General features: G+C 67.4%; 13 protein-coding genes. 10 read left to right on the top strand and 3 right to left on the bottom strand.

All coding sequences use genetic code 11. The features are described 5' to 3' along the window. The first annotated feature begins 14 nt into the window (after positions 1 to 14). A complete protein-coding gene (gene ramB / locus ABZV58_RS04500; RefSeq protein WP_354998752.1) occupies positions 15 to 1,421 on the top strand; it encodes an acetate metabolism transcriptional regulator RamB in 1,407 nt (468 codons plus the stop codon). Positions 1,422 to 1,486: 65 nt separating this feature from the next. Here the strand turns inward: ramB and ABZV58_RS04495 are convergent, their stop codons facing one another. Further along, a complete protein-coding gene (locus tag ABZV58_RS04495; protein WP_354998751.1) occupies positions 1,487 to 3,316 on the bottom strand; it encodes an acyl-CoA dehydrogenase in 1,830 nt (609 codons plus the stop codon). Positions 3,317 to 3,748: 432 nt separating this feature from the next. Here ABZV58_RS04495 and urtA point away from each other — a divergent pair, with 432 nt between their 5' ends. The 5 genes from urtA (at position 3,749) to urtE (ending at position 8,681) form a co-directional block, all read left to right on the top strand. Continuing rightward, a complete protein-coding gene (gene urtA, locus ABZV58_RS04490) occupies positions 3,749 to 5,020 on the top strand; it encodes an urea ABC transporter substrate-binding protein (RefSeq protein ID WP_354998750.1) in 1,272 nt (423 codons plus the stop codon). A gap of 77 nt (positions 5,021 to 5,097) precedes the next feature. Next, positions 5,098 to 5,982 (top strand): urea ABC transporter permease subunit UrtB, encoded by an 885-nt coding sequence (gene urtB / locus ABZV58_RS04485; RefSeq protein WP_354998749.1) that lies wholly within the window; start codon positions 5,098 to 5,100, stop codon positions 5,980 to 5,982. After that, positions 5,979 to 7,148 (top strand): urea ABC transporter permease subunit UrtC, encoded by a 1,170-nt coding sequence (urtC, locus tag ABZV58_RS04480; RefSeq protein ID WP_354998748.1) that lies wholly within the window; start codon positions 5,979 to 5,981, stop codon positions 7,146 to 7,148. The genes urtB and urtC overlap by 4 nt, the downstream gene beginning before the upstream one ends. Then, positions 7,145 to 7,996 carry an urea ABC transporter ATP-binding protein UrtD gene (gene urtD / locus ABZV58_RS04475; RefSeq protein ID WP_354998747.1) on the top strand — a complete coding sequence of 284 codons (852 nt, stop codon included), beginning with the start codon at positions 7,145 to 7,147 and terminating at the stop codon, positions 7,994 to 7,996. The genes urtC and urtD overlap by 4 nt, the downstream gene beginning before the upstream one ends. After that, a complete protein-coding gene (urtE, locus tag ABZV58_RS04470) occupies positions 7,989 to 8,681 on the top strand; it encodes an urea ABC transporter ATP-binding subunit UrtE (RefSeq protein ID WP_354998746.1) in 693 nt (230 codons plus the stop codon). Before urtD ends, urtE begins: the two co-directional genes overlap by 8 nt. Before the next feature lie 6 nt (positions 8,682 to 8,687). Here urtE and ABZV58_RS04465 read toward each other — a convergent pair whose 3' ends face one another. After that, the gene (locus tag ABZV58_RS04465; RefSeq protein WP_354998745.1) at positions 8,688 to 9,638 is read right to left on the bottom strand and encodes a nuclease-related domain-containing protein; all 951 of its coding nucleotides are present in this window, start codon (positions 9,636 to 9,638) and stop codon (positions 8,688 to 8,690) included. A 152-nt stretch (positions 9,639 to 9,790) separates the two neighbouring features. Here ABZV58_RS04465 and ABZV58_RS04460 point away from each other — a divergent pair, with 152 nt between their 5' ends. Together ABZV58_RS04460 and ABZV58_RS04455 are read left to right on the top strand one after the other, a co-directional pair. Further along, entirely contained in the window at positions 9,791 to 10,336 is a 546-nt protein-coding gene (locus ABZV58_RS04460; RefSeq protein ID WP_354998744.1) for a carboxymuconolactone decarboxylase family protein, read from the top strand. Between the two features lie 268 nt (positions 10,337 to 10,604). Continuing rightward, complete coding sequence (locus ABZV58_RS04455) at positions 10,605 to 10,982, top strand: VOC family protein (protein ID WP_354998743.1); 378 nt, start codon at positions 10,605 to 10,607, stop codon at positions 10,980 to 10,982. A gap of 175 nt (positions 10,983 to 11,157) precedes the next feature. Here ABZV58_RS04455 and ABZV58_RS04450 read toward each other — a convergent pair whose 3' ends face one another. Continuing rightward, positions 11,158 to 12,012: an NAD(P)H-binding protein gene (locus ABZV58_RS04450; RefSeq protein WP_354998742.1), complete on the bottom strand. Its 855-nt coding sequence runs from the start codon at positions 12,010 to 12,012 to the stop codon at positions 11,158 to 11,160. Between the two features lie 93 nt (positions 12,013 to 12,105). Between ABZV58_RS04450 and ABZV58_RS04445 the strand changes: the two genes are divergently transcribed. Together ABZV58_RS04445 and ABZV58_RS04440 are read left to right on the top strand one after the other, a co-directional pair. Beyond that, a complete protein-coding gene (locus tag ABZV58_RS04445) occupies positions 12,106 to 12,501 on the top strand; it encodes a helix-turn-helix domain-containing protein (RefSeq protein ID WP_354998741.1) in 396 nt (131 codons plus the stop codon). A gap of 38 nt (positions 12,502 to 12,539) precedes the next feature. Next, positions 12,540 to 12,956, top strand: coding sequence for a PPOX class F420-dependent oxidoreductase (locus ABZV58_RS04440; protein ID WP_354998740.1), 417 nt, complete (start codon positions 12,540 to 12,542; stop codon positions 12,954 to 12,956). Positions 12,957 to 12,993: the final 37 nt, after the last annotated feature.

The raw sequence follows: 12,993 nt of genomic DNA, 5'->3' as shown, positions 1-12,993 counted from the left end.
CATAAACTGGACACATGGCCAAGACTTATGTCGGCGCGCGGCTTCGTCAGCTGCGTACCGAACGTGGGCTGAGCCAGGTCTCGCTCGCGCAGAAGCTGGAGATCTCGGCCAGCTACCTGAACCAGATCGAACACGACGTGCGCCCGCTCACCGTGCCGGTGCTGCTGAAGATCAGCGAAGTGTTCGGTGTGGACGCGACCTTCTTCTCCTCCGCCGACGACACCCGGCTCATCGCCGAGCTGCAAGAGGTCGTCATGGATCAGGAACTCGGCATCGAGGCCGACACCCAGGAGATCGCCGACATGGTCTCGGCGCACCCGAGCATCGCCCGCGCGATGGTCGCCATGCACAACCGGTATCGCAACACCAGCGCCCAGCTCGCGGCCGCCACCGAGGACCGCTTCGCCGACGGCGCGGGCAGCGCGACCATCAGCAAGCCGCACGAGGAAGTGCGCGACTACTTCTATCAGCGACAGAACTACATCCACGAATTGGACACAGCCGCAGAGGAACTCACGGCCCGCATCCGTTTCCACGGCGGCGACGTGCCCAGCGAGATCGCGCGCAGGCTGCGCTCGCACGACGTGAAGATCGTGGAGCGCATCGATCTCGGCGAGGGCGTGCTGCACCGCTACGACACCGAGTCGCGGGTGCTGGAGATCGCGCCGCACCTGTCCGGCGGCCAGCGCACGTTCAAGCTCGCCGCCGAGCTCGCCTACTTCGAATGCGGCGATCTGCTCGAAAAGCTGGTCGAAGAGGGCAATTTCGCGTCCGAGGACACCCGCAAGCTGGCCATGCTCGGTCTCGCCAACTATTTCGCCGCGGCGACGGTCTTGCCATACTCGCACTTTCACGAGGTGGCGGAGGACTACCGCTACGACATCGAGCGGCTCTCGGCGTCCTTCAGCCAGAGCTACGAGACGATCTGCCATCGGCTGTCGACCCTGCAACGGCCCAAGCTGCGCGGCGTCCCGTTCTCCTTCGTCCGGGTCGACCGCGCGGGCAACATGTCGAAGCGCCAGTCCGCCACCGGTTTTCACTTCTCCTCCAGCGGCGGCACCTGCCCGCTCTGGAACGTGTACGAGACCTTCGCCTATCCCGGCAAGATCATGACCCAGATCGCGCAGATGCCCGACGGGCGCAAGTACCTCTGGGTCGCCCGGACCGTCGAGCGCCGCGCCACGCACTACGGCCAGCCGAGCAAGACCTTCGCCATCGGCCTCGGTTGCGAGCTGCGCCATGCGGGCCGGGTCGTCTACGCCGACGGCATCGACCTCGACGTGGTGCAGCCGACGCCCATCGGCGCCGGCTGCCGCGTCTGCGAGCGCGCCAACTGTCCCCAGCGCGCCTTCCCTCCGCTCGGCAAGGTTCTCGACATCAGCGAGCACCGCAGCTCGGTGTCGCCGTACGTGCTGAAGTGAATTCCGCGCTCGCGGTGCCGGTCGGTGTCATCGTGGCAGGACAGTGACCACGCAGACCACCACCCTCAGAACGCCGCCTCGTCCAACTCCATGATGTCGTTGTCGATCCCAGCCAACACCTTCCGCGTAGCCGTCAACTGCGGCAACACGTTCCGCGCGAAGAACTTCGCGACCGCGACCTTCCCGGAATAGAACGCCCGATCCTTACCGTCCGCACCCTCGCCCAACGCCGCGGCGGCGATCTCCGCCTGCGCCAACAGCCGCCACCCGATGAGCAGGTCACCGACCGCGAGCAGGAACCGCACGGAACCCAGCCCCACCTTGTACAGCTCGGCGGGCGACTGCTGGGCCGCCATCACGAATCCGGTGAGTGTCGCCGCCATCGCCTGCACGTCGGCCTGGGCGGTGCGCAGCAGTTCCCGTTCGGTCTCGAAGCGTCCGGTCGGGGCGGCGAGGAAGGCGGTGATCTGGCCGGCGACGTGGGCCAACGCAGCGCCCTTGTCCCGAATGATCTTGCGGAAGAAGAAGTCCTGCGCCTGGATGGCGGTGGTGCCCTCGTACAGCGAGTCGATCTTGGCGTCGCGAATGTACTGCTCGACGGGATAGTCCTGGAGGTAGCCCGAACCGCCCAGTGTCTGAAGGGATTCCGTCAGCAACTGGTAGGCGCGCTCGGAGCCGACGCCCTTCACGATGGGCAGCAGCAGATCGTCCACGCGGTGCGCCAGTTCGGCATCGGCACCTGAAACATGCTGCGCCACATCGGCGTTCTGGTGCGCGGCGGTGTAGAGATACACCGAGCGCAGCCCCTCGGCGTACGCCTTCTGCATCGCCAGCGAGCGGCGCACGTCCGGGTGGTGCGTGATGGTGACGCGCGGGGCCGCCTTGTCCGACATCTGGGTGAGGTCCGCGCCCTGCACGCGCTCCTTGGCGTACGCGAGGGCGTTCAGGTAACCCGTCGAGAGCGTGCCGGAGGACTTGACGCCGACCATCATCCGGGCGTTCTCGATCACCTGGAACATCTGCGCGATGCCGTTGTGCACGTCGCCGACCAGCCAGCCCTTGGCCGGAACCGGGCCGCCGCCGAAGGTCAGCTCACAGGTCGGGGAGGACTTCAGGCCCATCTTGTGCTCGACGCCGGTCACGTAGACTCCGTTGCGGTCGCCCAGCTCCAGCGTCTCGTGGTCGAACAGGAACTTCGGCACGTAGAACAGCGACAGCCCCTTGGTGCCGGGGCCCGCGCCCTCCGGGCGGGCGAGCACCAGGTGGAAGACGTTCTCGGCGGTGTCACCGACGTCGCCGCCCGAGATGAACCGCTTGACGCCCTCGATGTGCCAGGAGCCGTCCTCCTGCGCGATCGCCTTGGTGCGGCCCGCGCCGACATCCGAGCCCGCGTCCGGCTCGGTCAGCACCATGGTGCCCTGCCAGCCCTTCTCGTAACCGACCGTGGCCCAGTGCTTTTGCTGCTCGTTGCCGACGTTGAACAGCACCGCCGACATCACCGAGCCCATGCTGAAGAAGCTGGCCGACGGATTGGCGCAGGTGATCATCTCGTTGACCGCCCAGACCACCGCGTTGGGCGCGGGCGTGCCGCCCATGCCCTCCGGCATGCCCAGCCTGCCCCAGTCGGCGTCGCGCACCGCCGCGACCGTCTTGCGCAACGGCTCGGGTACGGAGATCTCGAAGGTGCTCGGGTCGTAGACGACTGGCTCGCGGTCGGCCGCGGCGAAGGAGTCCGCGATCGGGCCCTCGGCGAGGCGCTTCACCTCGGCGAGGATTTCCCGCACGGTATCGGAGTCGAGGTCGCCGTAGGCGCCGGTATCGAGGAGTTTGTCCAGGCCCAGCACCTCGAAAAGGTTGAATTCGATGTCACGCACGTTCGCCTTGTAGTGCCCCACCTGGTCCTCCTCGACTCGCGGCCGCGGCCCGCCGCCACGACGCTCCGGCGCTTCTGACGATGTACAAATCGCAGCCTGCCGCACCGGGAATCGGCTACGCAACCGTAGGGAAGATCGGACCGGAACAGCCGCCGACGACCAGGCGAAGTCGCGCGGCCGGGTACGCGACCGTAGACGTAGCTACGGACCAACTACGGACCTCACGCCGGTTCACCGATCGATAGCCGAAAAGGTTTCACACGCCGGAAACATCGGCAACGGACTCGTCACCGAGAGATATTCCGGCGCAACAACTTCTGTCTACTCTTCGCACCACGAATATGCGGTTGTATACACCCCGGTCGACAGCGTTGACCGGGGCAAATACGGCGTATTCGCGTGCGGCGCGGCCAGCGCCGCCGAACACCTGATGAAGTGAGAGGGTCCCGCCCCATGTCAGATTCCTGTGCCGCTCATCGGCATCGTTCCCGCCTGACCAGAGCGCTCGTCGCGCCGACCGCGCTGGCGCTCGCCGGCCTGTTGCTGACCGCCTGCGGCGCCAAGGACGACGCGACGACCGGCTCCAGCGCCGCCTCCTGCGTCGACACCTCCACCGACACCATCAAGGTCGGTTCCCTGCACTCGCTGTCGGGCACCATGGCCATCTCCGAGGTCACCGTCGCCAACTCCACCAAGCTGGCCGTCGACCAGATCAACGCCGCGGGCGGCGTGCTCGGCAAGAAGATCCAGCTGGTGCTCGAGGACGGCGCCTCGGACCCGAAGACGTTCGCGGAGAAGGCCGAGAAGCTCATCAGCTCCGACTGCGTCGCCGCGGTGTTCGGCGGCTGGACCTCGTCCAGCCGAAAAGCCATGAAGCCCAAGTTCGAAAGCCTGAACTCGCTGCTCTACTACCCGGTCCAGTACGAAGGCCTGGAGGACAGCAAGAACATCTTCTACACCGGCGCGACCACCAACCAGCAGATCGTGCCCGCGCTGGACTACCTGAAGCAGAAGGGCATCACGTCCCTCTACCTGGTCGGCTCCGACTACGTCTTCCCGCAGACCGCCAACCGCGAGATCAAGGCCTACGCCGCGGCCAACGGCATCGAGATCAAGGGCGAGGACTACACCCCGCTGGGCTCCACCGACTTCTCGACCATCGTGAACAAGGTGCGAAACGCCAAGGCGGGCGCGGTGTTCAACACCCTCAACGGTGATTCCAACGTCGCGTTCTTCCGCGAGTACACCAACGCGGGCCTGAAAGCCGCCGAGATGCCGGTGGTTTCGGTGTCCATCGCCGAGGAAGAGGTCGCGGGCATCGGCGCGCAGAACATCGCGGGCCAGCTGACCGCGTGGAACTACTACCAGACCGTCGACTCTCCGCAGAACAAGGCGTTCGTCGACGCGTACAAGGCCGCCTTCGGGGCAGACAAGCCCACCTCGGACCCGATGGAGGCCGCCTACGCCTCGGTCTACCTGTGGAAGAACACCGTCGAGAAGGCCAACTCGTTCAAGACCGAGGACATCCAGGCCGCGGCCGACGGCGTCAGCTTCGACGCGCCGGAAGGTCTGGTCACCATCGACGGCGCCAACCACCACATCACCAAGACCGCGCGCATCGGCGAGATCCGCGCCGACGGCCTGATCTACACGGTCTGGGACTCCGGCAAGCCCATCCAGCCGGACCCGTACCTGAAGTCCTACGACTGGGCCAAGGGCCTGTGACAACTGTTCGTCCGTTCGACGCGGGACGGCCGGTTCGCCGGCCGTCCCGTATCGGCCTGCTATCGAGGTGATTACTGATGGACGTGTTGATCGGCCAGCTCTTCACGGGGTTGAGCCTGGGATCGATTCTTTTGCTCGCCGCCCTCGGCCTCTCGCTCACCTTCGGCCAGATGGGCGTGATCAACATGGCGCACGGCGAATTCATCATGGCCGGCTGCTACACCACCTACGTCGTGCAGAAGGTGATCTCCTCGGCGGGCGTCTCGCTGCTGGTGTCGCTGGTGATCGGGTTCCTGGTCGGCGGCGCGCTCGGCGCGGCGCTGGAGATGGGCCTGATCCGCTGGATGTACGACCGCCCGCTGGACACCCTGCTCGTCACCTTCGGTGTCGGCCTGGTGTTGCAGCAGTTCGCCCGCGACATCTTCGGCGCTCCCGCCAAGAACGTGCTCGCGCCGGAGTGGCTCAGCGGCGGCGTCACCATCTTGGGCGCGGTCGTGCCCAAGACGCGCATCTTCATCCTGGTGCTCGCGGTACTCGCGGTGACCGTGTTGGCGATCGTGCTGAAGGCGACGCCGCTCGGCAGGCGCATCCGCGCCGTCGTGCAGAACCGCGGGCTGGCCGAAACAAGCGGCGTCTCCAGCCGTTTCACCGATATCAGCACCTTCTTCATCGGCTCCGGCCTCGCGGGCGTGGCGGGCGTCGCGCTGACGCTGATCGGTTCGACGAGTCCGACCATCGGCCAGAGCTATCTGATCGACGCGTTCCTCGTCGTGGTGATCGGCGGCCTCGGCCAGATCAAGGGCACCGTGATCGCGGCTTTCGCGCTCGGGCTGCTCAATTCCTACATCGAATACGAGACCACCGCGTCCATCGCGAAAGTCGTCGTCTTCGTGCTGATCGTGATCTTCCTTCAGGTCCGTCCACAGGGCCTGTTCACCGTCCGGACAAGGAGTTTGGCATGACCACGCTGATCGGACGCGTGCGTGAGCACTCCTCGCTGACCGCGCTCGGCGGTTTCGCCGTCGCCGCGATCCTGCTGTTCGCGGTGGCCCCCGCGGTGCTCAGCGACTTCCGGCTGAACCTGCTCGCGAAGTTCCTGTGCTTCGCCATCGTGGCGGCGGGCATCGGCCTGGCGTGGGGGCGCGGCGGCATGCTGACCCTCGGCCAAGGCGTGTTCTTCGGCATCGGCGCGTACCTGATGGCGATGCACCTGCAGATGGCCGACGCCGCCCGGCTCGGCAACGACGTTCCGGAGTTCATGGAGATCGCGGGCATTCGCGAATTGCCGGGATTCTGGCAGCCTTTCGGGTCGGCGCCGGTGGCGATCCTCGCGATACTCGTGCTGCCCGCGCTGGTCGCGGCACTGCTCGGCTACGGCGTGTTCAAGCGCCGGGTCAAGGGCGCCTACTTCGCGATCCTGAGCCAGGCGCTGGCCGCGGCGCTCGCCATCCTGCTCACCGGGCAGCAGGCGCTCGGCGGGTTCACCGGACTCTCGGATTTCCGCGCCTTCTTCGGCTTCAAGCTCTCCGACCCGGTCAACCGGCAGATGCTGTTCTTCATCGCGGCGGGCACGCTGCTCGTGGTCGTTGCGCTGGTCCGCCAGCTGATGCACAGCCGCTACGGCGAACTGCTCGTCGCGGTGCGCGACCAGGAGGAGCGGGTGCGCTTCCTCGGATACGACCCGGCCAACATCAAGATCGTCGCGTACGTCGTCGCCGCCTTCTTCGCGGGCATCGCGGGCGCGCTGTTCACGCCGATCGTCGGCATCATCTCCCCCGCAGACATCGGCGTGGTGCCCTCCATCGCGTTCCTGATCGGCGTCGCCATCGGCGGCCGCACCACCCTGCTCGGTCCGGTGCTCGGCGCGATCGGCGTCGCGTGGGCGCAGACCGCCTTCTCCGAACAGTTCCCCTCCGGCTGGACCTACTTGCAGGGTGTGCTGTTCATCGTCGTCGTCGGGTTCATCCCGGCGGGGCTCGCGGGCGTATGGCCAATGCTGAAGGGGCTAGCGGAGAGCAGGTTTCGACGCGGCGGCTCGAGCGTTCCGGTCGTGGCGCGCGAGACCGCGCCGCCCGAGGACGCCCCCGCCCGACAGCAGGTCGCCGAGGAGAAGGTGGAATCCCGATGACAACCGAACCCAAGCTCGGCGGCAACGCGGGCATGGACAGCGAGTACCTCGAAATCCGCGGCCTCTGCGTGAGTTTCGACGGATTCAAAGCGGTGACCGACGTGGATCTGACGGTCCTGCAAGGTGACCTGCGCTTCCTGATCGGCCCCAACGGCGCGGGCAAGACCACGCTCATCGACGCCATCACCGGCCTGGTCCCGGCGACGGGTTCCGCGCAGAAGTCCGGGACCGAACTGCTCGGCAAGAAGGTGCACCAGATCGCCCGCCTCGGCGTCGGGCGCACCTTCCAGACGGCCAGCGTGTTCGAGCAGCTGAGCGTCTTGCAGAACCTGGATATCGCGGCGGGCGCGGGCCGTTCGCCGCTGTCGCTGCTGCGCAGGCGCAAGTCGGTGCTGCCGAGTATCGAAGAGGCGCTGGAGACCACCGGTCTCACGGCGCTGCGCGACAAACCGGCGGGCCTGCTCGCGCACGGCCAGAAGCAGTGGCTGGAGATCGGCATGCTGCTTGTGCAGAACGCCGCGGTGCTGTTGCTCGACGAACCGGTCGCGGGCATGAGCGCCGAGGAGCGCGAGGAGACGGGAAACCTGTTGCGCCGCATCGGCGCCGAACGCGTCGTGGTCGTCGTCGAGCACGACATGGAGTTCATGCGCTCGTTCGCCACCTCGGTGACCGTCCTCGCGGGCGGCCGGGTGCTCAGCGAGGGAACGGTCGAGCAGGTGCAGGCCGATCCGAAGGTGCAGGAGGTCTACCTCGGCACCGCGGCGGCCATCGGCACCGAACTCGAAGACGAAACCACCGCGCACAACGCCGAAACACGAGCGCAGAACAAGGAGTCCGCCGATGCTTGAACTGGTCGACGTCCACTCCGGCTACGGCCGGACCGAGGTGATTCACGGTGTGTCGCTGACCGTTCCGGACGACAGCGTGGTCGCGATCATGGGGCACAACGGCGCGGGCAAGACGACACTGCTGCGCACCGCTGTCGGGTTGGTCGCCACAAAATCCGGGCGGATCACCTTCGACGGCGACGTGATCACCAAGCTCTCGCCCTCGCGCCGGGTCAAGCGCGGCATCGCGTATGTGCCGCAGGGCCAGCAGAGTTTTCCGCAGCTCACCACCGCGGAGAACCTGCAAGTGGTGGCCGACGGACGCAAGCGGGGCAAGGCGCTGATCGACGAGTCGCTGGATCTGTTCCCGGCGCTGCGTGAGTTGCTGAGCCGCAAGGCGGGTCTGCTCTCCGGCGGCCAGCGTCAGCAGCTGGCCATCGCGCGAGCGCTGATCACCGAGCCCAAGCTGCTCATCCTGGACGAGCCGACCGAGGGCATCCAGCCGTCGGTGGTAGCCGAGATCGAGCGCACCATCGTCGAATTGACGGGTCGCGGCGGGTTGAGCGTGCTGCTCGTCGAGCAGCACATCGGTTTCGCGCTCCAGGCGGCACAGCGGTATCACGTGCTGCAATCCGGCCGCGTCACCTCGACCGGCGCGGGCGGGGCGGGTGCGGAGACCGAAGTCCGTGCGGCGATGGCGATCTGAGCTGGTTCAGCAGTCGGTCTGGAACGGATAGCAGTCGCGGGGCCTCGACGGCGACGGGGTCGGGTCCACCGTGGTGGAGGTGGTCTCCCGGCTGGGATGCGGATCGTCGCGCGCCACCGCCGTGGCGACGACGCCGAACACCACCAGCATGCCGATCAGGGCCACCGCGACGACGGCCCAGGTCGCGGCGTGCTGGCTGCGCGACGGCGGAAGCGGCGGTGGTGGGGTGCGCGGCGGTGGCGCGACGGGAACGGCGACTGGCATGTGCGAGTGCGGTGCGAGTTCGTCGAAGCCGTCGGCGATCAGTTCGGCTCGCGACGGCGCGGTCACGCCGAGCGCCGTGGCCGCCGAGATCACCTTGTCGGCGCTCCAACTGCGCGGTCCCGCCGCGAAACCCTCGATATATATTTGCAATTCGGTGGAGTCGGGCACGTTGGCGACGACGACGTCGATACCGGAGCGCAGGTTCGTCCGCGCGGGCCGCACCACAACGCCGCGCAACGGAACAAGCGCGACCACGCCGCACACGTGGCCCGGATCGAGCAGCGCCCGTTCGAGTTTGCTCTTGACCGCGTACACGCTCTGTTCCAGGCGTTCGGCCGGATTCGCGTTGCTCTCGTCGTCCAGCTCGGCGAGATTGTCGCTGATGGTCCACGGCTCGTCGGCCGACACGTGCAGAATGCCGCTCTGCCGCCGCCGGAAACCCCTGACCTCGGCCACCGTGATGCCGCGCGGAGTGATCAGCACCGCGTCGATCTGACGGGTTCCGTTGTCCCCCACGTGCGCATCGATCGCGGCGAGACCGGTCGTCGGAAAGGACCGCAGGCAGTCCACGAATTCCTGTTCGGCTCCGGAGAGCTGCGCTCCGGGCCTGATCTTCACCAGCATGTGCCTCGACCCCTGCTCAACCTGTTCGCCCTCGCGGCGCGGCCCGCCCACGGCCCCGGCGATCCGCACCGGTACTGATGATGCCGGTCCGCACCCGGGAAAACCACTGGAAAGGCGGAAAGCGCGGGTAGGCTCGGCTCTCGGTCCGGCGCCGGCGCCCGGACCCCAACCACGATGGCGCGGCGCACGGGGAGGCGCTCACCGCGCGGAAGGCGGGAAGCATGGTTTCGATGTCGCAACCACGGATCGCACCGGGACGGCTCAAGGAACTCGGTCCGGTGAATTGGGCTGTCTGGCAGGTGCTCTCGCGGGCCGCGGGCACTCCCGACGCGCATCTGTTCAGCACGCTCGGCCGCACCAAGGGACTGTTTCGCGGCTGGCTCCACTACTCCGGTCGCCTGATGCCGGGCGGACGGCTGCCGAGGTACGAATCCGAGCTGGTCATCATTCGCGTCGCCCACCTGCGCAGCTGCGAGTACGAGATGGACCATCACATCCGGCTCGGCCGCCGCGCGGGCGTCACGCAGGAGATCCTGGAACGGCTGCGCAACGGACCGGCCGATCCCTACTGGAACGACAAGCACCGCGCGCTGCTCGAAGCGGTCGACCAGCTCGTCACGACCCGCGACATCGACGACACCACGTGGACCCGGTTGGCCGAGCACTACGACGAGCGCGGCCTCATCGAGATCGTGCTGCTGGTCAACCAGTACGAGGGATTGGCGTCGACCATCACCGCGCTGCGTATTCAACGCGACGGGATCTGAGCGCCTCGGGGCGATCCAGCGCACGGCCGACCCGACGCGACAGCTCCTCGCGCGCCCGACCATGCAGCGCACGGCCATCCCGGCGTGACGGGATCTGAGCGCTCACACGATCCAGCGTGCCCGGGTCGTCGGGTGCGCGGGCGGCGGTGAACTCGACGGCGCGGTGATGCGCGTCCGAACACGAGTGATCCAGCTCATAGTGCAGACCCGCGGAAATTTCCCTACAAAGTACAGCGTACTAAGTAGAGAGTTTTACCGAGGAGGACGTATGCACATCACCGCTTCCGCCATTTCGCTCAACGTCGCGGACCCGCAGGCCTCGGCGAAGTTCGTCGTCGACCACCTCGGGTTCACCGAGAAGATGTCCGCCGACGGGTTCGTCTCGCTGGAGCGGCCCGACGCCGGAATGAACCTCATCTACCTGCGCACCGGGCTGAAGTCCTTCAAACCGGCGAGCGCGGCGGGCAGCGCGGGCGACGGGTTGCTCGTGGTGTTCGTGGTCGACGACATCGACGCGGAGTACGCGCGCCTCCAAGGCGAGGGCGTGCCGATCGTGACGCCCATCGAGACCGAGGAGTGGGGCGAGCGGTACTTCCAGATGTCCGACCCGAACGGGATCATTCTTCAGCTCGTGCAGTGGGTCTGACCCCGTTCGGGTAACTCCTCGCACACGTCGCACAGAGCCGACAACTCTGTGCGGCGTGTGACGGGCTCGGCCGCGACGCGGGAACACCACCCGCACGCAAGACAGGCTTTCGGCCACCAGCCTCGGTCGAGCGAGGACTGCGTGGTCCTCGGGTCAGCTGCGGGCCGAGCGATTCTCAGCTCGGGCGAAGCGCGGCGCGGAAGACCTCGACAGCCGGAGTCGCCGGGCGGTCCAGGAGTTTTCGCAGGTCGCCGGAGTCGACGTCGAGAATGCCCGAGGCGATGCCGGTGTCCGCGTCGGCCAGCGCCTCGGCGTACTGGGCGGGCAGTCCGGCCTGCACGAGCACAGCCGCGTAGTCCGCCTCGGCAAGGTTCTCGTAGCGCACCGGCTTACCCGCGGCCTCCGAGATCGCCTGCGCTAGTTCGTCATACGTGAGCCGTTCGTCACCGCCGAGCTCGTAGACGCGACCCTCGTGGCCGTCGGTGGTGAGCACGTGCGCGGCGGCCGCGGCGTAGTCGGCGCGGGCCGCACCGGCCACCCGCCCCGCACCCGCCGCGCCGTGCAGCACGCCGGACTCCACCGCGTGCGCGAGTCCGCCCAAGTAGTTCTCCCAGTACCAGCTGTTGCGCAGCAAGACGTAGGGCACGACCGACTCGCTCAGCACCGCCTCGGTGCCGCGATGCTCCTGCGCGAGAATCAGCGGGTTCTCGGTGGCGCGGGGAATGCTGGTGTACGCGAGCAGCCGGAGACGCGCGCGTTCTGCCGCGCGAATCACGTTGGTGTGCTGGTCGATTCGCTTGCCGAACTCGTTGCCGGAGATCAGTAGCAGCCGGTCGACGCCCGCGAGCGCGCGGTCCAGCGCGGCGGCGTCGCCGTAGTCGGCCTCGCGCACGTCGACGCCGCGGTCGGCCAAGTCGGCCACCTTGCCCGGATCGCGCACGATCGCGACGGGCGAAACGCCCGCGCGCAACAGTTCTTCGACGACGAGCCTGCCCAGCTGTCCGCTTGCCCCGGCGACGGCGACGGTCATGATTCCTCCAAGTGCTGATTCTGCACGTACTAACTATTAGTAAGCACTATGCATTCCACAGCCACTGCGGTCAAGGCGCGTACCATCGACGCCATGGACACCCAGCGCATCTCGGCCGAGGCCGACGACCCGACGCTGGAAGCCGATGTATTCGCACGAAACTGCACGTCGCGGCCGGTTTTGCAGACAGTGGCGAGCCGGTGGGGCATCCTCGCCCTGGTGGCGCTGCGGGAGGGGCCGTACCGCTTCAGCGCGCTGCGCAGACGGGTCGACGGTGTGAGCGAACGCATGCTCTCGCAGACCCTGCAGGCGCTGGAACGCGACGGCATGGTGCACCGCGAGGTGCAGGAGACCATCCCGCCGCGCGTCGAATACACCCTCACCGAACTCGGCGCCGAGGTGGCCGACCAGCTCGAGGGGCTCATTCAGGTGGTGGAGAAGAACATGCCGCGGGTCCGCGAGGCCCAGGCCGCCTACCACCGCGAGTGATCGGGAACGACCGCGCCCGCCGATCGGTTGCAGGTGACATGGAACTCTCCGAAGCCGTCGATTTCGCCCGCTCCGCTCGCCGTTCCGTGCTGACCACCATCCGCCGCAACGGCAGGCCCCAGCTGTCCAATGTGCTGCACGTCGTCGGCGACGACGACATCATCCGCATCTCCATCACCGCCGACCGCGCGAAATACCACAACCTGCGCCGCGACCCCTGGGCCGCGCTGCACGTCACCCGCGACGATTTCTTCGCCTACGCCGTCCTCGAAGGCACCGTCGAACTCACCCCCGTCGCCACCGACCCCGACGACCCCACCGTCGACGAACTCGTCGCCTACTACCGCGCCGCCTCCGGCGAACACCCCGACTGGTCCGACTACCGCCGCTCCATGGTCGAAGACCACCGCGTCATCGCCCGCTTCACCCCGGACCGCGCCTACGGCATGCTCTGAACCCGAGACCGGCGCGACTCCACCATCACGAACCCAG

The organism is Nocardia sp. NPDC004654 (assembly GCF_040609595.1).
Taxonomy (GTDB): domain Bacteria; phylum Actinomycetota; class Actinomycetes; order Mycobacteriales; family Mycobacteriaceae; genus Nocardia.
This window is presented reverse-complemented; position numbering and strand designations above follow the sequence as displayed.

Excerpts from the sequence above, each read along its gene's own strand:
- ABZV58_RS04450 (WP_354998742.1), bottom strand. The coding sequence starts at position 12,012 with ATGACCGTCGCCGTCGCCGGGGCAAGCGGACAGCTGGGCAGGCTCGTC.
- ABZV58_RS04440 (WP_354998740.1), top strand. The coding sequence starts at position 12,540 with ATGGAACTCTCCGAAGCCGTCGATTTCGCCCGCTCCGCTCGCCGTTCC.
- urtC (WP_354998748.1), top strand. The coding sequence starts at position 5,979 with ATGACCACGCTGATCGGACGCGTGCGTGAGCACTCCTCGCTGACCGCG.
- urtB (WP_354998749.1), top strand. The coding sequence starts at position 5,098 with ATGGACGTGTTGATCGGCCAGCTCTTCACGGGGTTGAGCCTGGGATCG.
- urtA (WP_354998750.1), top strand. The coding sequence starts at position 3,749 with ATGTCAGATTCCTGTGCCGCTCATCGGCATCGTTCCCGCCTGACCAGA.
- ABZV58_RS04460 (WP_354998744.1), top strand. The coding sequence starts at position 9,791 with ATGGTTTCGATGTCGCAACCACGGATCGCACCGGGACGGCTCAAGGAA.
- ABZV58_RS04445 (WP_354998741.1), top strand. The coding sequence starts at position 12,106 with ATGGACACCCAGCGCATCTCGGCCGAGGCCGACGACCCGACGCTGGAA.
- ramB (WP_354998752.1), top strand. The coding sequence starts at position 15 with ATGGCCAAGACTTATGTCGGCGCGCGGCTTCGTCAGCTGCGTACCGAA.
- urtD (WP_354998747.1), top strand. The coding sequence starts at position 7,145 with ATGACAACCGAACCCAAGCTCGGCGGCAACGCGGGCATGGACAGCGAG.
- urtE (WP_354998746.1), top strand. The coding sequence starts at position 7,989 with ATGCTTGAACTGGTCGACGTCCACTCCGGCTACGGCCGGACCGAGGTG.
- ABZV58_RS04455 (WP_354998743.1), top strand. The coding sequence starts at position 10,605 with ATGCACATCACCGCTTCCGCCATTTCGCTCAACGTCGCGGACCCGCAG.